Consider the following 26,510-nt stretch of genomic DNA (forward strand, 5'->3'; position numbering starts at 1 on the left):
AAATACACTTGTTTTTATTTTTATAACATGATACTATTCGTGTATAAACTTTTAGTTGGATGTATAAACATACATAACTTATAGATTAATTGGAGGCGCATTTTTTATGGCAAATAAAAAAGTAGTTTTAGCATATTCAGGTGGTCTTGATACTTCTGTAGCAATTCCATGGTTAAAAGAACAAGGTTGGGATGTTATTGCAGTGTGCCTTGACGTTGGTGAAGGTAAGGACCTTGAATTCGTAAAAAATAAAGCTCTTCAAGTAGGAGCAATTGAATCATATATGGTAGATGCGAAAGATGAGTTTGCAGAAGAATATGCATTAATTTCATTACAAGCTCATACTTGGTACGAACAAAAATACCCATTAGTATCGGCACTTTCTCGTCCATTAATTTCAAAAAAATTAGTGGAAATTGCGAATCAAGTCGGAGCGGATGCAGTAGCTCATGGTTGCACAGGTAAAGGGAATGACCAAGTTCGTTTTGAAGTTTCTATCAAGGCGTTAAATCCGGACTTAGAAGTATTAGCACCTGTACGTGAGTGGGGCTGGAGTCGAGATGAAGAAATCGAATATGCCATGAAACATAATGTACCGATTCCAGCAACGTTAGATTCACCGTTCTCTATCGACCAAAACTTATGGGGCCGTGCAAACGAAGCGGGTGTAATGGAGGATCCATGGGTATCTCCACCAGAAGAAGCTTACGGTTTAACCGTTTCTGTGGAAAACGCTCCAGACGTAGCGGAATACGTAGAACTTGAATTCGTTGCTGGTAAGCCAGTAGCGTTAAACGGTAAAGAAATGAAGCTTGCTGATTTAATTCAAGAGCTAAATGCAGTAGCTGGTGCACACGGTGTTGGTCGTATCGATCACGTAGAAAACCGATTAGTTGGTATTAAATCTCGTGAAGTATATGAAATTCCAGGAGCAAAAGTGCTATTAACTGCACATAAAGAGCTAGAAGATTTAACACTTGTAAAAGAGTTAGCGCACTTCAAGCCAGTCATTGAGAAAAAATTATCTGAATTAATTTATGATGGTTTATGGTTCTCTCCATTACGTGTTGCACTGGAATCTTTCCTTGCTGAATCACAAAAATTTGTAAACGGAACTGTGCGTGTGAAGCTTTACAAAGGTCATGCAATTGTGGAAGGACGTAAATCTCCAAATTCACTTTATAGTGAAAAGCTAGCAACATACTCTAAAGAAGACCAATTCAACCATGCATCAGCAGTAGGTTTCATCGAATTATGGGGCCTTCCAACAGTGGTTAATTCTTCTGTAAATAAATAAAAACAATTTTTGACAAGCAAGGTGTGGGATAGCTTTGTGTTATGCTGCACCTTATACAAAGGAAAAGGTGAGCTGTTATGACAAAACTTTGGGGCGGACGTTTCCAAAAATCAGCAGAAGCGTGGGTTGACGAATTTGGCGCATCGATTGGCTTTGACCAACAGCTTGTTCTAGAAGACCTTGAAGGCAGCGTTGCGCATGTTACGATGCTTGGCTCAACAGGAATTTTACCAGCTGCGGACGTAGAGGCTATTCTTGGTGGACTTGCACAATTAAAAGAGAAAGCAAGCGCAGGTGAGCTTGAATTTACAGTTGCAAATGAAGATATACATTTAAATCTGGAAAAAATGCTCATTGATTTAATTGGTCCTGTAGGTGGTAAGCTTCACACAGGTCGTAGCCGTAATGACCAAGTTGCAACGGATATGCATATTTTCTTGAAAAAACGTGTGAAGGAAGCAATCGGTTTAATCGAGACCTTCCAAAAGACGTTGCTAGAAAAGGCTGAAGAGAATGTGGAAACAATTGCGCCTGGTTATACACATTTACAACGTGCACAACCAATTTCATTTGCACATCACTTAATGGCCTATTTCTGGATGTTAGAGCGTGATAAACAGCGCTTTACAGAGTCGCTTAAGCGTATCGATATTTTGCCTTTAGGTGCAGGTGCCATGGCAGGTACAACTTTCCCAATCGACCGCTTAAAATCTGCCGAGCTTTTAGGCTTTAGCGAGGTTTATGCAAACTCTATGGATGCAGTGAGTGATCGTGATTTTATCGTTGAATTTTTAAGTAATTCATCATTATTAATGGCGCATCTATCTCGTTTTGCTGAAGAAATAATATTGTGGTCGACAGATGAATTCAAATTTATTGAATTAGATGATGCTTTCTCAACAGGATCTTCTATTATGCCACAAAAGAAAAATCCTGATATGGCGGAGTTAATCCGTGGGAAAACAGGACGTGTTTACGGTAACTTAATGGGCCTATTAACAGTCTTAAAAGGAACACCGTTAACATACAACAAAGATATGCAGGAAGATAAAGAAGGTATGTTCGATACAGTCCATACAATTCTAGGTTCACTAAAAATCTTTGAAGGTATGATTCGCACGATGACTGTCAATACAGAGCGTTTGCACCAGGCAGTACACGCTGACTTCTCCAACGCTACGGAGCTTGCAGATTATCTAGCAACAAAAGGTATGCCTTTCCGTGAAGCACATGAAGTGACAGGAAAACTTGTATTCACATGTATTCAAAAGGGCATCTATTTATTAGATTTACCGCTTGCAGACATGAAAAAAGAAAGTGAGCTTATCGAGGCTGATATTTATGATGTATTAGCACCTGAAGCTGCGGTTCGTCGTCGTCATTCATTAGGTGGAACAGGATTTGACCAAGTAATTATCCAAATCGAAAAGGCAAAAGCTTGTCTTATGTAATCATTATTGTTGCGTGCGTGTCCTTGTGACTTTGCATAGATATTCATTAAAGCTGTCCAGTGAGGCACTATGAAAAAACATTTCCTTTTTTGTTAGAGCCAGAGGGTGAAACGAAAAAGAGCCCCTTACATAGGTAAAGGACAATCCCCAATTCTGGAGACGCGGAATTGGGGTTTTTGTGTAATAAAAATAATAATAGGAGGGATTTTCAATGAATGAGCGTTTGACAAAGGGGTTAGAAACAATTAAACAGTATGTGACAAATGAAGAAGCGGCAAGAATGCTTGAGGCGGATATACTAGCTGACATTGCACCAGATTTACGCAAAATGATTATTGAATTTGCCTATGGGGATGTTTATTCAAGACCTGGGCTAGATGCAAAAAGCCGTGCACTAGTTGTCATTACGGCAGTAGTAACGCAAGGTGCTGCCCCACAAACAAAAACACATATTAAACGTGGTTTACATGCAGGTTTGACTCAGACAGAAATTGTCGAAGCACTATTACAATTAGTGCCATATGTAGGTTTTCCACGTGTACAAAATGCTTTAATGATAGCGCAACAGGTTTTTAAAGAAGGAGCGTAAAATTTTCTTGATGTTTCAAGCTATACGAAGGATTTTAAATAAAAAGGCGCATCAGGTGAATAAACATTCGTGAAACAGTTCATATTAAAAGCGGAACCACTTATTAATCTAATGTGATTAGGAGGATGTAGAATGAGTAGTCTAACACCCAAAGACCAGGAATCTCAGGAAAGTCCGCCACAACTGTATAGGGTGAGCTTCTAAAATCTTAAGGAAAAGGTGAGGCAGAGGATATTCTGTTTTACTGTATCTTAAGAAGAAGCAAAAACCGATACAGATCAAATCAAATAGAAATAAGTGTTCTTGGATCCAGAATTTTTCTGGGTCCTTTTTTTAGCGGAAAAAAACCCCGCTGATTCAGTTTTACTTTATAGAAAAATTTGACTTTTTCAAAAATCTGTACTACTCTAAGTATGACAGATTTCTGTTTGGTGATAAGCGGTACAGATTGGAGGGGTAAAATGAATATTCATTTAGATCCAAGCAGTGAATTACAGCTCTACAAACAGTTAGCAAATCAGTTAATTGAGTTAATTGCTAAGGGAGAGCTAAAAAATGGTGATACATTACCTTCAGTTCGTTCAATGGCTGCAGATTTAGGCATTAATGTCAGTACGGTAAGTAAGAGCTATCACGAACTCGAAGAAAAAGGGTTAATCGAATTAAAGCCGAAAGCAAAGGCTCTCATTATCGGTGGTCAAAAAAAAGAATTGCAAGAGACGGAAGTTGAAAAAGTAGAAAATGCATTAAAACCAATTATGGCAGAGGCCTTTGCACGTGGCCTCGAAAAAGATCAGATGACAAGTTTGTTTCATCGAATTTTAAAACAATGGAAGTAGGGGAAATATGCTTTTTATAATAGGCATTTTTATCTTTGTAGGGGTACTGGAAACAGTAACACCATATTTGTCGAGAAAAACAACAGTGTTTGGTGTGTCAATTCCAGAGCCCTATGTGCAACATCAGCAATTACAACTATTTAAAAAGCACTACAGCATGTTTGTAGGGAGCATCGCAGCTGCATTTCTTTTAGGCCAAATTTTACTATTATTGACGTCCATTCAGGAAGAGAAATTTGTTTTACTATCCTTTATATTCCTATGTGTCATGTTTCTCCTATCAGCTGCTCTTTCTATGTCTTATCATATAAAAATAAAAAAACTAAAAAAACAAGAAAATTGGGAGGCACATGTCAAAACTGTTTATGTGACGGATCTATCTATACGTGATAGAGATGAAGTACTTTCACCTGTATTTTTCGCATTACCAATTATTATCACGTTAGCGTTGATTACCTTTACCTATATGAATTACAATGCCATTCCGGATGTGTTTGCAACCCATTGGAATGCAGCAGGTGAGGCAGACGGTTGGACTGAAAAAACGTGGATCTCTGTAATTGTCATGCCACTTATTTTACTAGGGACACAAATTAGCTTATTCATTATAAGTTTTGGTATGAAAAGTGCCAAAATTCAATTGAGCGCACAGGCGAAAGAAGCTTCGGCCAATAGAGAGCTTACTCAGCGTAAATATGGCAGCTGGTATTTAGCGGCGATTAATTATAATATGACCATTCTTTTTGTTGTTTTACATTACACGACAGTGATTTTAAAAGATCAAACAGCTCCTTATTTCTTCCCTCTTTTTATTGTATCTATGATCGTTTCTTTAGGGGGACTTATCCTCTTCAATTGGAAATTAAGTAAAAGTAATGAGCGCTTTGATGATTTACATACAAACGAAACAGCTTCAGCCGATGATCGATACTGGAAATGGGGTATTTTTTATAGTAATAAAAATGACCCTTCACTATTAGTAGAAAAGAAATACGGTATTGGTTGGACTGTGAATATGGCGAATAAATGGAGCTATATCATTTTACTTGTCATATTTTTACCAATCTTGTTAGTCATTTTCATATAGAGGGAGAGATTTTATGAAAAAACTATTAGTTTTATGTTGTGCACTTTTATTATTAACAGCATGCGCTCAGAAGGAAGACAACACAAAAGGGAAAGAGACGAAAGGGGACAATAAAATGAATGAACAACTAATAGGTAAATGGGAAGGGAATATTGAGACACCGAATGGAGCATTTCCAATTATTGTTGATTTGCAAAAAGATAACGGGAAACTATCAGTACCTGGGCAAGGGAATTATCTATTTAAAAGCATTACATATAATGGAGATCAAGTGAATGTTTCGATCAACTTAAATGGCTCTGCAATTGAAATTAAAGGCATATTAAAAGATGGGCAAATAGAAGCAACATTCCAACAAAATGGTGGCAAATTCCCACTTGTCTTAAAGCCATTCAAAGAACAGCCAAAACAACCAGTTACGTATGAAACGTTAAAGGTTCCCGTCAAAGATGGTGAGTTAACAGCGGCTCTTCAAAAGGCTAGCAACCAATCATCTCCAGTTGCGCTTATTATAGCAGGCTCTGGTCCAACTGATAAGGATGGAAATTCAGCCTTAGCTGGTAAAAATAATAGCTTAAAAATGATTGCAGAAGGCTTAGCAAAAGATGGTATTGCAACTGTCCGCTATGATAAACGTGGAATTGGCGATAATCAATCTCTTTTAACAAAGGAAGAGGATTTAACGATCGACCAATACGTAGATGACGCAGTTCAAGTAATTAATACCCTGTTAGCCGACAAAGCTTATTCAAGTGTTCATATTATTGGTCATAGCGAAGGCTCACTGATCGGTTTGCTAGCCGCACAAAAAGCAAAGGTAGAGTCCTTTGTTTCCATCGCAGGCACTGGAAGACCAATAGATGAAGTTCTGTTAGAGCAAGTAAAAGGTCAGTTTACACCAGCCCTTCTAAAAGAATCAACAGATGCTCTTGCATCCTTGAAAAAAGGGAAGCTAGTGAAGAACGTTTCACCAGAATTACAATCTCTCTTCCGCTCTTCCATTCAACCATATATGATTTCATGGTTAAAATATAACCCTGCAAGTGAGTTAGCAAAAGTAAGCAGCCGAGTTTTAATTATTCAAGGAACAACTGACTTACAAGTAGTTGCAACGGATGCGGAAGCATTAAAGAAAGGTAAACCAGATGCCGAACTTGTATATATGGACGGCATGAATCATGTGTTAAAAAATGCTCCAGCCGATCGCTCGAAAAATTTAGCGACGTATTCAGACCCATCATTACCACTTCATAAAGAATTGTTGCCAGCCATCCAGCAATTTATTAAGAAATAGAGACTAGGAATGGAGAAGGTCTGATTCTACAAAGGAATCGATAGTGAAAGTTTCTGATATACAATTAGGCGAAATTAAAAGTGCGATTATATTTTCTTCACCAATCCAAAGCGATATAAGAGAATGCGCTTTCAAAGGTGAGGAAGGACTTGAAAGATGGTCTGAGCATAAAAAATAATAGAAAAGAACTTGGTTTACTTTCAATCATAGGAAGTAAGCCAAGTTAAACTATAAGTTCTGAATCTAACTGTACTTTGTGAGCATAAAATAGAGAATCGTAGAGATCAGAACGAAGACTATCCGAAAGCCATTTAGCAACAGTCCACTTGAAAAATTAGAGTTTGCAAAGCTCCCATTCAAAACCAATAGTAAGTAATGATAACCCCTATTCTGAAGCAAAGTTCCAGATGGATTTAAACTTCAAACGTTTGATGATAACCACTTTTTTCATTTACTTGTGATGATTTCCGTGAAAGCTTTACGAAGGTCATTAGCGAGGTTGTAAGTAATCGATCGGTAATAATAAGGTAAGGAGATGAAAGAATGGGAATCCTAGATATTAAAAATTTTTCAAAAGTGTATAAAGGTGAAAAAAAAGCTGTCGATAACATTAGTTTATGTGTTGAAAATGGCGATGTTTTTGGATTTATAGGTCATAATGGAGCAGGGAAAAGTACAACAATCAAATCAGTAGTAGGAATCCTAGATTTTGAAGAAGGCGACATCTACATTGATGGGCATTCTATTAAGAAAGAGCCGCTTGTATGCAAATCGAAATTTGCTTATATTCCTGATAGTCCCGAATTATATGAACATTTGACAGGAATCCAGTATTTAAATTTTGTAGCAGATATTTTCGGAGTTCCGGAAGATGTTCGAGTAAAGAGAATAAAAGAATACTCTGGAATGTTTGGAATAACAGAAAGTCTTGGAAATCTAATATCCTCTTATTCTCACGGAATGAAGCAAAAGTTAGCAATAACTGGGGCTATTATTCATGAACCAAAGCTTTTGATTCTGGACGAGCCATTTGTAGGTCTTGATCCAAAAGCAGTAGTTGATTTAAAAGAGATAATGAAGAAAATGACTGCTAAAGGGAATGCAATATTTTTTTCAACACATGTCTTAGATGTTGCAGAAAAGCTTTGTAATAAGGTGGCCATGATTAATCGTGGAAAGCTAGTTTATAGTGGTACGATGGATGACATAATACAAAATCAAACATTGGAAGAGTTCTTTATGAAGGAGTTAAAAGATGAAACACTTATCGATTCTTCTGAAAATTAGGATTATTTCACTAGTGAGACTTAATACCCTAAAAGGTAAAGCCAACTTTAGTGATAAAATGGCTATTGTTGGTATATTTCTTGCGTGTGCTTTCGGGCTAGCGTATATTACAAGTCTTGGATATTTGCTGAATGAATATAATATGAGAGAACACATACTTGCATATTCATTTTTAGTGAGTACTCTTATATCATTGTTTATAGCATTTTTTAGTGCTAGTGATGAGTTTTTTGGAAAAAGAGATTATGACACATTAATGTCACTTCCTATTAAAACATCGATAATAGTAGTAAGTAGATTCTTATATATATATTTCTTGAATACGGTAGTATCTTTAATAATCATGATTCTAATGGGAGCAGTATATTTCTTTACAGGAACAGTAAGCGGCGTTTTTTGGATAAAGATACTGATTGGGATACTTACAGTTGCAATAGTGCCATCAATTATAGCATCAATTGTTAGTATAGTAGTTTTAGAAGTTTCATCGAGAGCAAAATATTCTCGTGCGGTTTCTTCATTTAGCTATATGTGTATTATTTTATTTTTAGTATTAGCACCAACATTGAGTAGTTATAAATTAGACCCAAGCGATATGAAATTGATCTTAACAAATATATTGAATCAGGCTAACCAAGTGTATCCAATGTTTTATTTGTTTAATAAAATACTGGTTACAGGAAAAGTGGGAGATTTTCTTATATATATAGCAGTTTCAATAGTGTTAACAGTGATTTTCATTATAGGTCTCTCGTTTGTATACAAAGGACTAAATACTAAAATTCGATCAATGAGTAGTAACAAAAAATATGAAATAAACACATTAAAAAGATCAAGTAAATTAAAAGCATTATATGTGAAAGAAATCAAACGACTATTTTCGTCCACAACGTACTTAATAAACACAACATTCGGAATGATCATGATGGTTATTTTTACGATTTCTTTAATGATTTCAATTACAAAAGTGATGGAAAATATGCCGATAAATACTATTAATACAGTAGAGACTCTGTATGGCGTAACACCGTATATAATGTCATTGATGGTATGCCTATCAAATACAAGTAGCGTGTCTTTTTCACTTGAAGGTAAAAATATTTGGATAATCAAAACTTTTCCATTGTCGAAAGAATTGGTTGTAAAGAGTAAGATACTTGTTAATCTTACGCTTACAATACCTCTTACAATAATAAACGGAATAATAATCGGAAGAGTGTTTGAAGCAACATTATTTCATTCCATGACATTAGTACTTCTTCCATGTGCATTTGCAGTATTTTCAGCAATATACGGAGTCGCTATTAATTTAAGATTTGTCAATTATAGTTGGCAATCAGAACTCCAAGTAGTAAAGCGGAGTATATCAAGTGTATTGGGGTTTTTCGGTGCAGCGATTCTGGTATTCATTGCAGCAGTTCCAAGAGTACTATGGTTAGGTTCGATAGTAGGTATATATGATGTTATTATTATTTTATGCTTGGGCATCGTAACTAGCATGTTATATGCAAAAACAATAAATGGTGAGCCTATTTAATTTGGGAAGAGTAGTGTGAAGATGAAATTATTAAATATTATTGAAAAAAGTAAGCTAAATAAAGACTGAAATTAATTGAAAAATCGAAAAATAGAGTGTTCCGCTCACTCGCTTTCATTACTGTTTGTATCGTGAAGCGGACACGGGAGAGAATGGAGATTATCATGAATACATCTAAAAAGTCAGTACGTATAATTTCTTGGATATTTTGTGCCTTGTTTTTGGCGTTTTCAATTATTGGTGTACAAAATATATCGGATGAGATTCCTATTACCTTCAACATAGCTGGTCCCAATTTAAACGGCAGTAAGTATTTTATCTTTATATATCCTGCATTGTCTTTATTTATAGGGATTACTGCGTTAGGTGGAGTAGGGAAAAAGAAAAATACTAAATTACAAGGAAACTTACCATTTATAATTATTGGGAACTTAATAGTAGGTGGATTTATGGTTTATACAATCTTATCAAATTGGAATATATAATTCCTCTTGCAATTCAAAGCTTCTTTGCAATTTTACTTGTTGAAAACCCAGTTTTCGTATTAGAAAAATTTGATATAAAAAGGGTAAATACCCGCGGGAGCAGAGTGAATACCCGCGGAAGGAAGGTAAATACCCGCGCACGGAAGCAGGGTAAATACCCGCGGAAGCAGGGCAAATACCCGCGGGAGCAGGGCAAATACCCGCGGGAGCAGGGCAAATACCCGCGGAAGCAGGGCAAATACCCGCGGGAGCAGGGCAAATACCCGTGGAAGGAAGGTAAATACCCGCGGAAGCAGGGTATTTACCCGTACGAAATAAATTAGTATATAACCAAAAGAAGTATGCTCAAATCAAAAAATGATGAGCATACTCTTTTGTTTTTTGAGCAAGTTGTCGATGATATTTGTTAAAACGTATACCATGTTAATAAGTTCATTATAGTGAAACAAATACTACTACTTTAACGTACAATAACTAAGCAAGGAGAGGTTTATTTTAATTCATTTAAAATGAATGACATAGCACATGTAACTATTTAAAAAGAAGGTGTTTTTATGTATAGCATTGGGAAATTTTCGAACCTGTGTAATGTTCCTGTAAAAACTATTCGTTACTATAGTGATATTGGATTACTCGAACCATCTTTTATAGATGAAGTGACCGGCTATCGTTATTTTGATTACGATAAAATGAAAGAACTGAATACGATTCAGGTACTAAAAAATTGTCATTTTTCATTAAAAGAGATTGAACAGATTATGAAAGGAAAAAATGATTGGCAAGATTTAGAGCTAAGATTACATAAAAAAGTTCTGGAATTAGAGCATCAACAAGAAATAATTGCTGAACAAATTCAAAATATTGTCCAAGTAAAAAATTCTATTAGGAACGCTGAAACGTTTAATCCAAAGCCAATATTATCAAGTTGTTACATAGAAGAACGACCAAAAATACAGGTGCTTGCCATCCGTGAAAAGATTAATGTAATGGACATGGATAGGCTAGTACAAAAATTATTTGAACGAATCTATGCTTATCAATTAGAGATAGAAGGGGAGCTAACTGCAATTTTTCATCAACAGTATAGGAAGCAAAATATAGCGGATGTTGAACTACTGTTGCCTGTAAAAGCAGCTCAACTGACAGAGTATATTAAAGTAATACCCGAAGGCAGGTATGCTTGCATACATGTAAAGGGATCGTATTCAGAGTTACATTTTGGCTATAGTCGCTTGCAGGAATGGCTGACTGAGCAGGCTCTTCAGGCAGAAGGGACATTTATGGAGCAGTACATAAAGGGCTTAATCCCAACTGAAGTAGTAAATCCAATTAATATTAAACCAAATATTGGGCTACATCCAAATGATTTTTTGACAAAAATATTTGTGAAAATAAGAAACTAGCTAAACTCTCCAGTAGATGGAGACTTTATTCTGTATTTAGCAAGATAAGAAATGTCTTGCTACTTAAATATAGAATGGGGTATATCGATGAAAACAAATACAGGACAGTTTGCATTTCTTCAAGGTAGTTCATACGAGATAGGACAACAACAAGCGCGAGAGTTTCAAAAAAACCCTTTTGCAAAATCGTTATTCTTTATGGAAAAACTAACTTCGAACAACGCTTATTTTGAAATGAAAGCACAAATAGAGCAGTATTGCCCAGGTTTAAATAAAGAATTAGAAGGATTTGCAGAAGGCTTTGGTTATGCGCCTGAACAACTAAATTTTTATCAAAATGCGTGGTTAATTCCTGGAGGGTGTAGTTTAGGGGCTATTTTACCTGGGAAAATGGCGGATGGTAAAACATATGTTTTAAGAAATTATGATTTATCTCCTGATATTTCGGATATGCGCTTATGTACTACTCGTGTGGAAGGGAAATATACTCATACAGGATTTTCTGTTTCAACATTCGGTCGAAGTGAAGGTTTAAATGAGAAGGGGCTATGTGTTGCCTATGCATCGTGTGGCATGCCCATTGGCAAATATCCTGGCATGAGACCACCAGTAGTACCTGGATTACAGTTTATGGTTATTGTTAGAGCCCTATTAGAAAATTGTAAAAATGTCGAAGAAGCAATTTATATGGTTAACAATATGCCAGTAGGAACGAATATGAATTTACTTTTGGCTGATGCTAATGGCGACGCAGCTTTGATTGGAACATATGACGGAATAAAAGAAGTGAAACGTGCAGAACTAGATTATCTTATTGCCACTAACCACGGACTATTTTCCGCAATACAAGAAATGGAGCCTGGCAAGCTCGAGCATTCTCAACTAAGATATGATATTTTAGAGGAGAAATTTAAAGAAAGTGGAAAAAGATCTATAGGCGAAATCCAAGAACTTCTTTTAACAGAGTTCCCTAAAGGATTATCCGTCCATAATTACAAAGAAAGCTTTGGAACAGTACATTCAATTTTGTTTAACCTTACTGATTTGCAACTGGAATTTTCATTTGGCTCACCAGTACAAAATCAGGTAAACAAGATAGACGTTGGTGAGAATTTTGTAAAAACACAAACTACTGTTGAATTTAATAATAAAAGCTATGGAGCAGAGTTTTGGAAAATAATGAAATCTTAAACAACAAAAAGACCCTTCCTTTGCGGAGGGCACTGAAAAAGTCCATATCTTCTCACTTCGCGAGGTATTCAAATACCTCGCTTTTTTATTTGGCACTGTGACTCTACTGTTGTTTTCCGAAGCATTCCGCTCGCTTTCCACGGCCGAGCGCCTACGCTTCGTGAGGGGTCTCATCTGTCTCGCAGGAGTCGAGCGATGCTTTTCCAAACAAGTCACGCTTTCCTTTAAAAAAATTGTTGGTGCCCCTGATGATTTCTAATCAAGAAACCCTTAATTTAAGTCCATACATGGCGATCTACGATATTGTTGTGCTAAAAGATAATATGCTTCGTCAGAGCAATGAACTTGTTGATTTTTCAAAGGAACCACAAATTGCAAAGATGGATGTCTTAAAGAAGTCGTAGAAGCTCACTTTATAGCGATATTCCTGTAACTTCACTCAATTTCCAATAATAATCATTTTATATAAAAAAATAATTTTATGGAAACATCTAATTTTATTTCATATTTTTAAAAATAAAATGAACTTTTTGCAATTCCCGTTTGTATAGTCAGTGAATATAAAAATTAGGAGGGATTATTTTGGAGCTTATTGTGAAGGATCTTGTGAAAAAATATAATGGTGTGAACGTTTTGGATGGTGTGTCGGCCATATTTGAAATGGGGTATTGTTATTTATTGTTAGGTCAGAATGGAGCGGGTAAATCTACATTATCAAAATGTATAGCTGGAGATGTAAAACCTGATGCAGGTACCATTGTATTCAACGAGACGTCTCAACATGTACAAGAGCAAGTTGCACTGCAGTACCAATTTTTTTCGAGTTATCAGCATCTGAAAATTCGTGAAGTCATTGCTCTTTTTACTACATTGACAAACACTAAGGTTGATTTGGGAGAGCTTTATGAAATATTAGGATTACCAACTTATGACCACATCTTATTAAAAAATGCGTCAGGTGGTCAGCGAAAAGCAGTATCGATCTACCTTTCCTTTTTATTAAATAAACCGATTATCATATTAGATGAGCCATTTGCTGATTTAGATTTAACGAAGAAAAAGCAATTGATGTTTTACTTACAAGATGAAATTCGTCGACGTAACAAAATGATTATTATTATTAGTCATGAGGTAGCAGGATTAGAAGAGTTATTTGATTATGTAGTGATCTTAAAGGACGGGAAGCTTATTGAAAATAACACACAAGATGAGCTTTATAGAAAATACACTGAGGCGAAATTGCCGGGAATCGAAGGTCTTTACTATGAAGTGACAGGACAAATTTTAGGGGGAAGAGCGGGATGATGAAACAAATTGCACGAATTTATATGTTAGAAAGTATACGTAATACAGGCATGTCTATTGGAAACTTGTCACCAGCCTTTATTTTTTTGATCATGTCAGTTATTTGTAAAAACATGATGTCCGGAGAAGCATTTGATTATCTGGTTAAAGGTCAGTTTTTACCGGTTTCAATTTTAATGTTAATTTTTTCATTTGCATTTTCTAGCGCTACTATATATTTGGCAGATATGAAGGCTAATAAAACGTTCCAATGGATACAGCGAACAGGCGTTAAGCCACACACTTACTATATGGGGATGGGCATTGGTGTCTTTACATTATTAAATGTATTTTTAGTGTTACTACTCATTGGTTATTCCTTCATCATTGATATTTCACTTTCATCTTACTTTATGATTATTTTGATTAGTAATTTTGTTTTACTGGCATTATATCCATTGAGTTTTATATTAGCAGGTCTATTTAAAAACGAGAAAGTAGCTCAAAGTATGCTAGTGCCAATTATGATTTTATTCATGTTTTCAGTAACGATGACAACGATGTTCTTAACAATTGGGGGTAAAAACCCACATGATTATTATATTTTTCTAAGCTGGAATCCAATGCTTTATTTAAATGATAGTTTGCAAAAGTACTTGAATTTAATTAACGACACATGGCTTCCGCAGTATCAATATTGTATAATTTTAGCAGTGATTAGCTTTGGGTTAGCATCCATCGCTAAAAAAGTATATATCAGTAAGTAGGTGATTTGGTGGGAATTGGATTTATTGTATCTTTAATTGCAATTGTAGTGTTTACTATTATTATTTTAGGATTTACAATCCCGATGGATAAAAAATATGTTGTTCGCGAAAATGGAAAAATTAATTATAAAAAAACAACAATTTATTTACGTTGGAATGTATTTGATACGTTAACGCTCGTTTTAGCCATCTATACAATATTCTGTGTACAAGCGTTAAATATGCTCTTATTTCGTAGCCAAACAATCGAAAATCCATATGTACAGTTTTTTACAAATCAATCGCAAGCATGGGTCATTGTAATAGTAGGCTATTTGGTATCTCGTGTTTCTATAACATTAAAGTCCATAAAGGCTCATTGGGGGGATGAGCTAGATGATAAGCAATGAGGAGTGGATGGAGGCCTACAAAAACGGCCAAGTCGAGGGCTTTGAACAGCTCTATAGTCGTTTGTATGAGCCGTTGTACTGCTTTTTATTCCGCTATACTCGGGAAAATCAGCTAAGCATTGATATTGTGCAAGATACCTTTGAGCGTTTACAATATATAAAAAAAGACTTTGACCAGCAAAAGGGAACGGTGAAAGCATTTTTATTTCAAATCGCTTATCGCTTAATGATCAATAAATTAAATCGACGTAAAAAGTGGCGCACACTCTTTCCGTTCTTAGTACCAACAGAAAGTCGTCGTCTATCAACTGATGAAAAATTAACGATACAAGAAGCCATACTCCAGTTACCCGAAAAGCAACGTGCTGTTATTTTGCTTGTTTATTATCATGATTTGCCACAGGAGGAAATAGCACAAATTTTGTCCATTCCCCTTGGTACAGTTAAATCAAGGTTGCATAATGCGATTAGGACTTTAAAGGAAGAGCTAAAGGAGGATTTCGATGCTTAAGGATGAATTTCAAAAGGAGCAATGGTTAAAAGACAGCTTAGATCAAGATAAAGTGGAGATTCCTAAGCAGCTAATGACCTACAAGAAAAGTCGCTGGCAACGTTTTATTCAATATTTAGCTTCACCAACGAAGGATCCGTTAGAGCCAATTTGTACATCTTCAGTCGGCTATACCTCTTTGAAACTATTGCCCATCGTCACGGCTGTATTTATTACAATTCTACAAATTTTATTGCAATAAATTTTATGACTTACGTTAAATAAAACATTTGTAGCTGGCGCTTCACTTACGCTACAGAAAATATTTGTAGCTGGCGCTTCGCTAACGCTACAGAAAATATTTGCTGAAAGAAGTTAAATTTCTCACTGCCACAATCATTCGGTTGTGGTATTTTTAATGAATAAAATACTATTTATTGCCCATTTTAAGGAAATATTTAGATTAATTTGGAGGTAAATGCTTTGAGGGTTTTAAAAAAGTTTCCACAGTCAAACACAATAAAAGGTCAACTTCATCGAGCTCTTGTTTGGATTACTTTTATTATTGGCCTTTGTATTTTTATTCCAACACTTTATATTGAATATCGACAAACCATCCAACATCAAAATGAAGAGATGACGCATTATTTGGATGCCCAAACATATTTTTTTGAAAGCTGGTTATCAGAGCGATCCAGCGATATACATACAATAGCTAATTTAGATTTTGTAAAGGATTATAATTTTGAAAAATCCCAAGTTTTTTTTCAAGATTATAAAGAAAAAACAAATTTCACCGACTTAATATTTGTCAATAAAGAGGGCATCGTGCAATTTGACACAGTTACCGAATATAGTAAAAATGGCGTTAATATGGATGTAAATGACCGTAAGTATTTTCAAGTTGCTAAAAAAACAAAACAACCTTATATAACTGATATTTTAATAAGTAAAGTGACGAAGCGGCCTATTATTGCATTTGCTTCACCGATTCTTAATGCACAACAACAATTCAATGGTGTAGTTTTTGGCGCTGTAAACTTAGACACCATCGATCAACTGCTACAAGAATCGAGAGTGGGCTTTTTAGGTCACGCTTATATTATCGATCAGGAAGGTACTATGCTTTCTGAATTTAACAATAAACAACAACGGTCTTCAGGCAATTATTTAGTTGATGAGCATATCCTGAACGCAGCTTTAAAAAATACGGCGAGCGGCCTCGAGCTATATAAAGACGCGAATGATAAATGGGTTCTTGCTAAAAGTAAACCTATTAATGAAGGGACATGGTTTATCATATCAGAAATTGGTCTGGTAGCGGCCTATAAACCATTAATCATTAGATTTTCATTGATAACTTTTTGTTTAGTAGTAGGTTCATTTTTTACCATTAAAATGATGCTACATTTCTCTAAAAAAATCGAAGAACCTATTCAGCAGATTCTTACAGGTGTCAGAAAGGTTGAACAAGGTTTTTATGATTATCAAATTAATGACCAACAGCTGGCACCTTTTGCGCAAGAATTTCAGGAGCTTTGTTCGTCCTTCAATGAAATGAGCGCCAAGGTGAGAAAAGATACTATTTTACTGAAAGAACTATCGATTACTTGTCAGTTGACAAAGTTGTATAATCGTCGTTATTTGATTGAACAGGGGGAGCTTGTTTTTCAGAAATGTTTAGAAGAACAAAACCATTGTTCATGTATAGCTATTGATATTGATTTTTTTAAAAAGGTCAATGATACATATGGACATTTAATCGGTGATGAAGTACTCAAGCACGTCGCAACCATCATTACAAATTGTGTGCGAAGCATCGACATTATTACAAGATATGGGGGAGAGGAGTTTGTCATTTTATCCCCCAATACTACGTTAGAGAGTGGAGTAAAAATAGCGGAAAGAGTTCGGCAACAAGTTGAAGATAACCCTTACCATGCAAATGATTTTGAAATCAATGTGACAGTGAGTATTGGCATTGCTGGATACGGACATTCTAAAAATATTTCAACATTTTATGAGTTACTTGACAGTGCGGATCAAGCACTATATATTGCAAAAGAAAGCGGTCGTAACCAATTGAGAGTGTATGATCGTACAGGCATAGTTGATGCTAGGCAAATGCTTTAAAAGACAAAGTTGGAAAGTGGTATTTACATGAAGGAAATTATCCTAAGAAAATTAAAAGAAATTGAAAAAGAGTATCAAGTGAAAATTTTATATGCTGTAGAATCAGGTAGTCGTGCTTGGGGATTCCCTTCGAAGGATAGCGATTATGATGTTCGTTTCATATATATTCATCAACCACAATGGTATCTTTCGATCGACCCTCAAGGAATTGGGGCAAAGAGGGATGTCATTGAAGTACCAATCAATGATTTATTAGATATTAGTGGTTGGGAAATAACAAAAGCATTAAGACTATTCCGCAAAAGTAATCCACCTTTATTTGAGTGGTTACGAAGCAATATTGTGTATGACCAACAATATTCATTTATTGACAATGTACGGTTACTAGAAAGAGAAGTATTTTATCCCAATGCATGCTTATATCATTATTTAAATATGGCTAAAAACAATTATCGAGAGTATTTACAGAGTTCAGAAGTAAAAATAAAAAAATACTTCTATGTTCTCAGACCAGTTTTAGCATGTAAATGGATAGAGAAAAACAATACAGTTCCACCAATTGATTTTCAGGAATTATTAAATGAAATCATTTCTGAGGGTCCGTTAAAAACCGAAATTCAGCAACTTTTGCAGAGAAAAATAGCAGGTGATGAACTAAATTTGGAGCCGCGAATTAAATGTATTAATGAGTATTTAGATACAGAAATAGCGCATATCGAGACATACTGCAAAAATCTTCATGTTAAAGTCGATGATCCTACACAAAAATTAGATGCGTTATTTAGAAGTACACTGCAAGAAGTGTGGGGTTAATGCTTTTAGGAAACTGAATATTTTTTAACTGTAAGGTCATACTAAAAAAGGTTTCACTTATGGAATCTATATTGATGAGGAGGATGACACGAATGAGTAGGTTCGAACAACTAGACCCAAAATCTCAAAAAATCCACCGCAACTGGTCAAGGATTAAGCGTTCAAAATCTCAAGTAAATGGTGAAACGGAGATTACTCTCCATAATCGTATCTTGAGAAGTGAAGCAAAAGCCCGACAGTTCTAATCATGCTAGAAAAGTAAGTGTTATCAAGCCCAGAAAATATTCTGGGTTCAGACTGTAGACAAACTCAAAAAATTTGAGAGTTTGTCTACAGTCTTTTTTCTTTTAAAAATAAAGTAAAGCCGTTGATTTCCGCGGGCGGGGTCGAGTTGCTTCCCCCGCTTTGCTCAGTCCAGGATCTCGACTTTCCAGCTTTTCCCGCAGGAGTCGCCGCCCTTCGTTCCAATCAACTTCTTCCGATACAATATCGGAATAATGCCTAACCCGTTACCTAATGAAATAATCAAGTTTCACTTTTAGGGGTCACTTCATTAATTATACCTAATTATCCTTTTTTTATTTCTGCAAATATTAGGTAAATCAAGCCTAAAATAAGTGCAATCACTTCCGGGATTATTGAATATGAATGTGTGACCTCTAAAGCGAAGTCAAACCTGCCTTCACCTAGAGCTTCTTTATTCTGCCCCATGATTGCCGCAACTATAAAATGTGTCACGTTTCTAAAAATAAAAAGTGCAGCAGAAATAATTATTAGAGAAATTCCAGCACCCCGTTTATTCATATGATCATCCTTATTTTAGATTTTATATCAACTTGGTTTTGTAGAGCTTTCTTTGATTTTATAAATCCCGTCAGGTAATCCAGCATTACCTTGTCGAGCTATATAAACATCAAGAAAGTAAATTTTATTCACTAAACATACATTTGAATATCCATCCCAGCTCCATACTTCTTCGTGCATTGAACCCCAGGAATTATCCATATAAGGAGTATATTCCATCCATGAATACTTTTTTGGAGGTATCGGTTGATTTATTGAGTCACTACCCTCAAAAGTCTTACTCCAAGAAGCTCCTACAGTAACTCCTGCTGTAAATGCATCTTTTGTATAACTAGATGAAAATGAAACATTACTTGTATAGGATTGACAAGCAGTGTACGACATTGTTCTTGTAATAGTCTGACTTATATCATTGTAGATAGGTACATTAACTCTTCTAGTTAAGTTTGATCTAAGTACAGCTCTACTAAATCCAGGTTGACTATACCAACTAAGATTATTTATCATATATGGATTAACTATGTCGCCTTTAGGCACTTCATTGAGTTTATGCAAACTTTTTTTCGCTTCCAATAGTTGCGATTTTTGTTCATTTTTCCTGCATTAAAAGATTAAATTCATCTAAACTAAGTTCTTTTTGTTCACCATTCTTCTCTTATCACTATGTTTTAATATGGAAAAGGGGAATTTTTTTAATGTTAACAAAAATTAACTTTGTTTTTTCTGTTTCACTCTTGAGTTTTAAATTATAGCTGTTTTCTCAAAGATTGTTTTTAGCTAATAACTTGCTAGCCTGAACTAATTCTGGATTAGATCAACACCTTCATTATGGAATATTTAATACCTATATTCGATTCGCTGACTCTTCTTAAAAACCTTCTTTTCTTAATCACCTCCATTTATGAATAGCAACAATCTTTTAGAAAACAGCCTAAATTTTTATATCATATGTATCTAAAATACATTGATAGAGTTCTGAAAGTTGAAGGGCTTTATTATGCAATTCTAAGAATGTAAAACAAGGAGAGTGGATTAATGACAGAAAAAATCAAAATTAGAGTTGCTTATCAAGACGATGCTGAAGCCCTGTTGGAAATCCAGAAAGAAGTTTTAGCAGAAGAAAAGTATTTAATCACTACAATAGATGAATTTCAGCAAACGATTGATGAGTAAAGAGAATGGATACAAGCGAAAATAACAAATAAACGAGAAACAATTTTTATTGCACAATATCAAAGAAAAATAGTAGGTTGGCTTGTAATTCAATCGCCACAAAGAAAACGACTAGCACATAAGGGTACTTTTGGCATGATGGTGCTTAATAAATATCGTGGTCTAAGCAAGCTCTTAATTGAAAATCTACTAAAATGGGCAAAATACAACCCTTATATTGAAAAAATTAGTCTTGGCGTATTTTCAACAAACGAAAGGGCTATTGCGCTCTATAAAAAGATGGGATTTGTTGAAGAAGGAAGAAAAATCAATGAAATTAAGCTACACGACAACGAATATATTGATGATGTTTTAATGTACAAGATGGTAGTAAAAGATTGAAGGGAACTATGCTGACATGGAAAAATATAATTTTACACAAGAATTGGCTAACCAAATTAACAATTATCAATCGATAGATGCTTTTTATACGAAAATCATGAGAACAGTGGAACCTACAAATATTGGATTCATGTATATAGAGCCTGGTGGAGTCGTTGGGATGCATAAGGCGCCTGTACCACAGTTATTTATTGTGATTCAGGGTGAAGGATGGGTTTGCGGTGAGGATCAAGAGAAAGTATTTATAAAAACTGGAGAAGGTGTTCTTTGGCAAACAGGAGAAGCACATGAATCCGGGAGTGAATCAGGTTTAACAGCACTTGTCATCCAATCAGAGCAAATCAATCTTGCATAGATTACAAAAAAATGTGTAACGGAGTAAGTTATAGCTCCGTTACACTAAGTTATATTAAAGCCTAGTTGAACTTGTTTAAAAAAATGACCATCAAAAAGCTCATCAAAATCCTCCAATTTCTTGAAGCCCTAAGCTTGATTAAAGTTCATGCCATTCGTATTTTCTTTTTCTACACAAACTAATAGTGAAGTTTTTGCCCTGAGTTTCTGGAAGTAAATATATGGAGAAAATTTCTGCCTCATCATCTACAACGTTTACAAAGCCTACAATTGATTCTTCAAGAATAGCTACTAAAAATGGACCTTTTTTCACACAATCTAGCCATCAATCTCTACTATAAGCCACTTGTAAAAAACGGTTTTGAATTTCCTATGGGATTATACTTTCGTCTGTTTGATACTAACTATTTTTGGCAACTTGTTGCACGAAAATGATGCTATTCTTTTGCATATGTCTTATAATTGATATCAATACTTTTCAACTGTAATTCCAATTTTTCTATTTATTGTAACATCAAATCACGCGAAAGGGGATGACTTCATGCATGTTGTTGAAAAGGCTTTTGGCTATATTACGAGAGAGCATGAGGGTCAGTTACAAGTGCTAGTATTTGAGCAAAATACAGAAGGAGCAGGGATTCAAATTCCGAAAGGCACAGTAGAAGAAGGGGAAACTCCGTTAGAGGCAGTGAAACGAGAGATGTTTGAAGAGACGGGTTTGTCCGATTTAGTCGTTAAGGGGTTAATTGCCCAGGATTATTTTAATCATCATTCAGGGCTATTACAAAAACGTTATTTTTATCATTTAACGACAAATGAACAACGAGATTCATGGAAGCATTATCCGACTGGTGTGAATGAGGTAGGCTTTGAATTTTCATTTTACTGGATCACAGACGAACAACAAGTAACGCTAGTAAATGGACATGGAGATTATTTATATCGAGTGCTGGCTCGTGTGAATAACTGATGGTTAAATAATTTTGTATGAATGAAAAAACCGCGTTTCTATAGTTTAGAAACGCGGTTGCTCTATTATATAGCCTTTGCGCCAACCACCTCTAATGCTTGAGCAAAATCGGCGATCAGATCGTCCACATGTTCTAGCCCTACCGAGAAACGTAATAAACCATCAGTAATACCCCGTTTTGCACGCTCCTCAGGCTCCATTGCTGCATGACTCATTTTAGCCGGATAGGATAAAATCGATTCAACGCCGCCTAGAGAGACAGCGAAAACAGGAATTTTCATCGCTTCTACAAGTGCTTTTGCAGCTGCATAGCTTGGTAGGCGGAAGGATAGCACGGCACCTGCACTAGTTGATTGACTTTGATGAATCTCATACCCAGGATGTGATGTAAGGCCCGGGTAGTATACTTGCTCGACAAGGGAATTTGTAGCTAAAAATTCTGCTATTTTTTGTGCCGATTCAGCAGATCGGCTAAAACGGACATCTGTTGTTTTTATATTTTGTAATAGAGTATAGCAATCCTGTACACCTAATATATTACCAAATGAATTTTGGATAAAGTATAGCTCCTGACCAATTTTTTCGTCTGCAGTCACCGTCAATCCCGCGATAATATCGGAGTGCCCAGATAAAAACTTTGTAGCACTATGAATAACAACATCGACACCGAGCTCAAGTGGACGTTGGTGTAAAGGTGTCATAAAAGTATTGTCTAAAAACGTTAAGCAATGATGTTGCTTAGCGAGTGCTACTACTGCGCGAATATCTGTGATACCAAGTGTTGGATTCGACGGCGTTTCCATATATAGTAGCTTTGTTGTTGGCGTAATGGCTGCTTTTACCGCCGCTAAATCTGTGAAATCAACGAACGTATGGGAAATACCGAAGCGTGGTAAAACCTTGGACACGAAGCGGTATGTTCCTCCATAAACATCCTCCGTAATGACAATATGATCCCCTTGAGATAAAAGCATTAACGCTGCAGATACTGCGGCAATGCCAGAAGAAAATGCATGGGCTCGTACTCCACCCTCAAGTTCTGCTACTGCTTTTTCTAATGCATCACGAGTAGGGTTACCAGAACGCGCATAATCATATTCGCCGAATTCATCGATACTCTCCTGATGGAAAGTAGATGATACATACATAGGTACATTGACCGCACCTTTTTTATTTTTATAGCCGTCACGAACACCAGCGTGAATGAGGCTTGTTTCAATATGCTGCTTCATTTTTAACCTCTTTTCTAAGGATATCGAATACTTGTTTTAAATCCTCAATTAAATCTTCAGCCTCTTCAACGCCAACTGAGAAGCGCAGTAATCGGTCGCATACACCACGTTCAATACGCTCCTCATAAGGCATGTCTGCATGTGTTTGAGTAGCAGGATACGTAATAAAGCTTTCAACACCACCAAGGCTTTCAGCAAATGTAATTAACTTCAAGTTTCGAAGGAATGGGTCAATCCACTCAGCCTTTTCCAAGCGGAATGAAAGCATTCCACCTTTTCCTGTGTAAAGTACGTCAGTTACAAGCTCTTCTTCCTCTAAAAAGGCAGCAATTGCTTTAGCATTCGCATCGTGCTGCTTTAAACGAAGATGCATTGTTTTTAATCCACGAATAAGTAACCAGGAATCCATCGCACCTAAAACCATACCGCTACCATTATGAATAAAGCCAATACGTTCTGCTAATTCAACGCCTTTAGCGACAACTAAACCAGCTAACACATCATTATGTCCACCAATATATTTAGTAGCCGAATGAATGACAATATCAGCGCCTAATTCGATGGGGCGTTGGAAATATGGTGTATAGAACGTATTATCGACAATTAACCATGCCCCATGCTTACGAGCTAATTCTGCATAAACTTGCAAATCAAATTCCTGCATAAGCGGATTTGTCGGCGTTTCAATGAATAGAGCACGCGTATTGTCATTCATTAAAGCTTCGACCTGTTCAACTGATTCAAATTTTGAGTAGACAGGCTTTATATTATAGGTTTCTTCAAAGAAATTAAAAAGTCGATATGTACCACCATATAAATCATCAGGCACTACTAATTCATCACCAGGTTTAAATAATGATAGAACTAGCTGGATAGCAGCCATCCCAGAGCTACAGGCAAAGCCCGCATCTCCGCCCTCTAAATCGGCAATTCCTGCTTCTAATAGAGCACGAGTTGGATTTTTGGTACGTGTATAATCAAAACCAGTGGATTCACCGATACCTGTATGTTTGTAAGCTGTTGATAAATGGATCGGTGGGCTGACAGCACCTGTTATAGGATCACTTAAATTCCCAAGCTGTACAAGTTTTGTTTCAATACTTCTGCTGTTTGTCATGTCGTCACTCTTTTCTTCATCATAATAACGGGGAGTAAAATATCTAAAGACTAGAACTTCTTTTCCCTGGATTCTCAATAATTGTTACCAATTTAACATGTATACTAAAGAAGAACAAGGTAATTTCAGAAAATTAGAGAGATTATTTAAATTAAATCATCTAGGAATAGTAGGAAATATGGAAGGTGGAAAAATATGTTGAAACATTGGCTAGTAATAGGTGGAACAGGAATGCTCAAGGAAGTGTCTTTATCGGTTTTCCACAAGAAGACTCCTTCCTCAATCACGTGCAGGGCGTAGCACAAGAATATCGTAATACCAGTACTAAGAGAACAAGGATTCAAGGGATCATTCCCGCATTTTAGAAGATGCAACGAAAATAATATAGATTTGATTACGTTTCAATTCAACAAATGGGGAGGTTCGTTTGTTGTAGAATTAGCATCTTGCCCGAAAGGTGGAACAACAACGTATTGGGGTGAAAAAATCCCACCTAATAAAGTGAATGCTCATCATATAAATAAGCGTTTTAGGTTAGGAGCAAAGTCTTTAGAAGAGGATGGGATATGGTTTAATTATGAAAAAGCTGAATCTGAAGAAGACTATTCTAAAGTTGCAGTAAGGGTACTGAATCAACTTAAAACATCTGATACATATTGGATTTCTTCTCGATTAAGATCATCTTTATTTTGGAAGTTCCTTAGAAATAGGAACTCTTAATGTTTTACTCAACATTAAAATTTAACAGAGCTAAAAAGAATCTGTCTATTACCTCAAGTAGTGGTAATTAGACAGATTCTTTTTAAGCTTGTTCTTTTTTTAATAAATCTCGAATTTCTTTTAGAAGCTCTTCTTTAGCATCCAATTCTGGTGCTGGTTCTTCTACAACAGCCTCTTCTTTTTTACGAGTTAACTTCGTCATAATTCGTAATGCCATGAAAATTGCAAAAGCAATTATTAAAAAGTCAATAATCGACTGTAAAAATACACCTAGCTGGATTGATGCATCACCCGAACCATAAACAAAGCTTTTTGTTAAATCAATACCACCAGTTAAAATACCGACTAATGGCATAATGATATTTTCAACTAAGGAAGAAACAATTTTACCGAAAGCACCACCAATTACTACTGCTACTGCTAAATCGACAATATTGCCTTTCATAGCAAACTCTTTAAAGTCTTTCCACAAAACAAATTCCTCCTATTATTATCCAGATAAAATAATCGAATTATATTTTACTATATTTTTCTCCTCTTTTTCAACTATTTAAGTAGTGGAAATTATATACTGAAAAGTCTGCTATAAAATCGGAAATTTTGGTAATATGGAATTAGAAAAAAAGATTAGGTGTGACATATGGCGAAAAAACAGAAGAAAAAACCGATGCTATCGCCTTCCGCTCAAATAGGCATGATAGCTTTATTAATACCAATAGCGATAACTGTGTGTGTTTTTGCTTTTTTTGCGTGGAAGGAACTACAAACATTACCGATATTCGAAAAATTAGCGCAACAAAAAGTGTTAGAAGAAATTCAACAAAATTTCGATATGGAAATTCCTGAGCAATATATTCCTATCTATGTAGCAGCGGAAGAGAAATATGGTGTGCCTTGGACTTTGCTTGCCGCTCATCATCGAATTGAAACACGATTCTCCTCCATGAAATCTCTCGTTTCATCTGCTGGAGCAGAAGGACCGATGCAATTTATGCCTTGTACATTTGTCGGCTGGAAACATCCATCTTGCTCAGGGTTAGGAAAAGGGGATATATCGAAGGTTGAATTAATGAATCCTGAAACCATTAAAAAATATGGTGGATATGGCATAGATGCTAATGGAGACGGCATAGCAGATCCATATGATATGGAGGACGCTATATTTAGTGCAGCGAATTATTTATCGAAAAATGGAGCAGCAGATGGTCATATAAAGCAAGCTGTTTTTAAGTACAATCACAGTGACGAATATGTTCAAAAAGTGTTACATTATTTCAATTTATATAATGACTATCATGATGAACTAAAGGAAGCGGTCCTATATAAAGAAAAGTAAAATGGTGAAATGCCAGAAAATACATATTTAGTTGATTGGAGTGGAGGCTGGGCGACTCCTTAGGGATCAGGCGCGCCCCGCAATTAT

31 protein-coding genes are annotated in these 26,510 nt (G+C 35.7%); 25 read left to right on the forward strand and 6 right to left on the reverse strand.

Translation table 11 applies throughout. The features are described from left to right. Positions 1–106: 106 nt before the first annotated feature. From MOK21_RS10015 to MOK21_RS10105, 19 genes are all read left to right on the forward strand, one after another. Positions 107–1,297, forward strand: a complete 1,191-nt coding sequence (locus MOK21_RS10015; protein WP_249073789.1) for an argininosuccinate synthase — start codon at positions 107–109, stop codon at positions 1,295–1,297. Between the two features lie 77 nt (positions 1,298–1,374). Next, the gene (argH, locus tag MOK21_RS10020; RefSeq protein WP_249073790.1) at positions 1,375–2,748 is read left to right on the forward strand and encodes an argininosuccinate lyase; all 1,374 of its coding nucleotides are present in this window, start codon (positions 1,375–1,377) and stop codon (positions 2,746–2,748) included. Positions 2,749–2,959: 211 nt separating this feature from the next. Beyond that, complete coding sequence (locus tag MOK21_RS10025; protein WP_249073791.1) at positions 2,960–3,337, forward strand: carboxymuconolactone decarboxylase family protein; 378 nt, start codon at positions 2,960–2,962, stop codon at positions 3,335–3,337. Positions 3,338–3,798: 461 nt separating this feature from the next. Next, positions 3,799–4,176 (forward strand): GntR family transcriptional regulator, encoded by a 378-nt coding sequence (locus tag MOK21_RS10030; protein ID WP_249073792.1) that lies wholly within the window; start codon positions 3,799–3,801, stop codon positions 4,174–4,176. 7 nt (positions 4,177–4,183) lie between these two features. Beyond that, a complete protein-coding gene (locus MOK21_RS10035; protein WP_249073793.1) occupies positions 4,184–5,263 on the forward strand; it encodes a DUF1648 domain-containing protein in 1,080 nt (359 codons plus the stop codon). A gap of 13 nt (positions 5,264–5,276) precedes the next feature. Beyond that, complete coding sequence (locus tag MOK21_RS10040; protein ID WP_249073794.1) at positions 5,277–6,557, forward strand: alpha/beta hydrolase; 1,281 nt, start codon at positions 5,277–5,279, stop codon at positions 6,555–6,557. A 549-nt stretch (positions 6,558–7,106) separates the two neighbouring features. Then, entirely contained in the window at positions 7,107–7,844 is a 738-nt protein-coding gene (locus MOK21_RS10045) for an ABC transporter ATP-binding protein (protein WP_249074091.1), read from the forward strand. Then, entirely contained in the window at positions 7,813–9,381 is a 1,569-nt protein-coding gene (locus MOK21_RS10050; RefSeq protein WP_249073795.1) for a putative ABC transporter permease subunit, read from the forward strand. The genes MOK21_RS10045 and MOK21_RS10050 overlap by 32 nt, the downstream gene beginning before the upstream one ends. A 164-nt stretch (positions 9,382–9,545) precedes the next feature. Further along, entirely contained in the window at positions 9,546–9,866 is a 321-nt protein-coding gene (locus MOK21_RS10055) for a hypothetical protein (RefSeq protein ID WP_249073796.1), read from the forward strand. 554 nt (positions 9,867–10,420) lie between these two features. After that, a complete protein-coding gene (locus tag MOK21_RS10060) occupies positions 10,421–11,269 on the forward strand; it encodes a MerR family transcriptional regulator (RefSeq protein WP_249073797.1) in 849 nt (282 codons plus the stop codon). A gap of 87 nt (positions 11,270–11,356) precedes the next feature. After that, positions 11,357–12,460 (forward strand): C45 family autoproteolytic acyltransferase/hydrolase, encoded by a 1,104-nt coding sequence (locus tag MOK21_RS10065; protein ID WP_249073798.1) that lies wholly within the window; start codon positions 11,357–11,359, stop codon positions 12,458–12,460. Positions 12,461–13,042: 582 nt separating this feature from the next. Further along, the gene (locus MOK21_RS10070; protein WP_249073799.1) at positions 13,043–13,765 is read left to right on the forward strand and encodes an ATP-binding cassette domain-containing protein; all 723 of its coding nucleotides are present in this window, start codon (positions 13,043–13,045) and stop codon (positions 13,763–13,765) included. Further along, complete coding sequence (locus tag MOK21_RS10075) at positions 13,762–14,511, forward strand: ABC transporter permease (protein WP_249073800.1); 750 nt, start codon at positions 13,762–13,764, stop codon at positions 14,509–14,511. Before MOK21_RS10070 ends, MOK21_RS10075 begins: the two co-directional genes overlap by 4 nt. A gap of 8 nt (positions 14,512–14,519) precedes the next feature. Then, positions 14,520–14,900 carry a group-specific protein gene (locus MOK21_RS10080; RefSeq protein ID WP_249073801.1) on the forward strand — a complete coding sequence of 127 codons (381 nt, stop codon included), beginning with the start codon at positions 14,520–14,522 and terminating at the stop codon, positions 14,898–14,900. 7 nt (positions 14,901–14,907) lie between these two features. Then, on the forward strand, positions 14,908–15,411 hold the full coding sequence (locus MOK21_RS10085) for an RNA polymerase sigma factor (RefSeq protein ID WP_374110145.1): 504 nt from the start codon (positions 14,908–14,910) through the stop codon (positions 15,409–15,411). Further along, positions 15,404–15,652 (forward strand): hypothetical protein, encoded by a 249-nt coding sequence (locus MOK21_RS10090; RefSeq protein WP_249073803.1) that lies wholly within the window; start codon positions 15,404–15,406, stop codon positions 15,650–15,652. Before MOK21_RS10085 ends, MOK21_RS10090 begins: the two co-directional genes overlap by 8 nt. A 221-nt stretch (positions 15,653–15,873) precedes the next feature. Next, the gene (locus MOK21_RS10095; RefSeq protein ID WP_249073804.1) at positions 15,874–17,523 is read left to right on the forward strand and encodes a sensor domain-containing diguanylate cyclase; all 1,650 of its coding nucleotides are present in this window, start codon (positions 15,874–15,876) and stop codon (positions 17,521–17,523) included. A gap of 27 nt (positions 17,524–17,550) precedes the next feature. Beyond that, positions 17,551–18,336, forward strand: coding sequence for a nucleotidyltransferase domain-containing protein (locus tag MOK21_RS10100; protein WP_249073805.1), 786 nt, complete (start codon positions 17,551–17,553; stop codon positions 18,334–18,336). A gap of 92 nt (positions 18,337–18,428) precedes the next feature. Then, entirely contained in the window at positions 18,429–18,581 is a 153-nt protein-coding gene (locus MOK21_RS10105) for a YpzG family protein (RefSeq protein ID WP_082172689.1), read from the forward strand. 322 nt (positions 18,582–18,903) lie between these two features. Here MOK21_RS10105 and MOK21_RS10110 read toward each other — a convergent pair whose 3' ends face one another. Next, positions 18,904–19,140 carry a hypothetical protein gene (locus tag MOK21_RS10110; RefSeq protein ID WP_249073806.1) on the reverse strand — a complete coding sequence of 79 codons (237 nt, stop codon included), beginning with the start codon at positions 19,138–19,140 and terminating at the stop codon, positions 18,904–18,906. 27 nt (positions 19,141–19,167) lie between these two features. Further along, positions 19,168–19,695, reverse strand: coding sequence for a hypothetical protein (locus tag MOK21_RS10115; RefSeq protein WP_249073807.1), 528 nt, complete (start codon positions 19,693–19,695; stop codon positions 19,168–19,170). A gap of 480 nt (positions 19,696–20,175) precedes the next feature. Between MOK21_RS10115 and MOK21_RS23885 the strand changes: the two genes are divergently transcribed. From MOK21_RS23885 to MOK21_RS10125, 3 genes are read left to right on the forward strand one after another with little or no spacing between them, the layout of a single operon-like run. Continuing rightward, entirely contained in the window at positions 20,176–20,313 is a 138-nt protein-coding gene (locus MOK21_RS23885) for a hypothetical protein (RefSeq protein WP_308221908.1), read from the forward strand. Positions 20,314–20,322: 9 nt separating this feature from the next. Then, complete coding sequence (locus tag MOK21_RS10120; RefSeq protein WP_308221914.1) at positions 20,323–20,694, forward strand: GNAT family N-acetyltransferase; 372 nt, start codon at positions 20,323–20,325, stop codon at positions 20,692–20,694. Positions 20,695–20,710: 16 nt separating this feature from the next. Further along, on the forward strand, positions 20,711–21,049 hold the full coding sequence (locus tag MOK21_RS10125) for a cupin domain-containing protein (protein WP_249073808.1): 339 nt from the start codon (positions 20,711–20,713) through the stop codon (positions 21,047–21,049). Positions 21,050–21,187: 138 nt separating this feature from the next. Here the strand turns inward: MOK21_RS10125 and MOK21_RS10130 are convergent, their stop codons facing one another. After that, positions 21,188–21,361 carry a GNAT family N-acetyltransferase gene (locus MOK21_RS10130; protein ID WP_249073809.1) on the reverse strand — a complete coding sequence of 58 codons (174 nt, stop codon included), beginning with the start codon at positions 21,359–21,361 and terminating at the stop codon, positions 21,188–21,190. Positions 21,362–21,589: 228 nt separating this feature from the next. On the opposite strand from MOK21_RS10130, the gene MOK21_RS10135 reads away from it, so the two are divergent. Continuing rightward, the gene (locus tag MOK21_RS10135; protein WP_249073810.1) at positions 21,590–22,018 is read left to right on the forward strand and encodes an NUDIX hydrolase; all 429 of its coding nucleotides are present in this window, start codon (positions 21,590–21,592) and stop codon (positions 22,016–22,018) included. A 65-nt stretch (positions 22,019–22,083) separates the two neighbouring features. Here the strand turns inward: MOK21_RS10135 and metC are convergent, their stop codons facing one another. Both metC and MOK21_RS10145 read right to left on the reverse strand, forming a co-directional pair. Next, positions 22,084–23,250, reverse strand: a complete 1,167-nt coding sequence (metC, locus tag MOK21_RS10140; protein WP_249073811.1) for a cystathionine beta-lyase — start codon at positions 23,248–23,250, stop codon at positions 22,084–22,086. Further along, the gene (locus MOK21_RS10145; protein WP_249073812.1) at positions 23,234–24,367 is read right to left on the reverse strand and encodes a methionine biosynthesis PLP-dependent protein; all 1,134 of its coding nucleotides are present in this window, start codon (positions 24,365–24,367) and stop codon (positions 23,234–23,236) included. Before MOK21_RS10145 ends, metC begins: the two co-directional genes overlap by 17 nt. A gap of 315 nt (positions 24,368–24,682) precedes the next feature. Between MOK21_RS10145 and MOK21_RS10150 the strand changes: the two genes are divergently transcribed. After that, entirely contained in the window at positions 24,683–25,087 is a 405-nt protein-coding gene (locus MOK21_RS10150; protein ID WP_249074092.1) for a DUF4304 domain-containing protein, read from the forward strand. Positions 25,088–25,169: 82 nt separating this feature from the next. On the opposite strand, the gene mscL is transcribed toward MOK21_RS10150, so the two are convergent. Continuing rightward, positions 25,170–25,559, reverse strand: coding sequence for a large conductance mechanosensitive channel protein MscL (gene mscL, locus MOK21_RS10155; RefSeq protein WP_249073813.1), 390 nt, complete (start codon positions 25,557–25,559; stop codon positions 25,170–25,172). A gap of 168 nt (positions 25,560–25,727) precedes the next feature. On the opposite strand from mscL, the gene MOK21_RS10160 reads away from it, so the two are divergent. Continuing rightward, on the forward strand, positions 25,728–26,423 hold the full coding sequence (locus tag MOK21_RS10160) for a lytic transglycosylase domain-containing protein (protein WP_249073814.1): 696 nt from the start codon (positions 25,728–25,730) through the stop codon (positions 26,421–26,423). Positions 26,424–26,510: the final 87 nt, after the last annotated feature.

Origin of the sequence: Lysinibacillus sp. BPa_S21, assembly GCF_023337795.1 — a bacterium.
GTDB lineage: Bacteria > Bacillota > Bacilli > Bacillales_A > Planococcaceae > Lysinibacillus.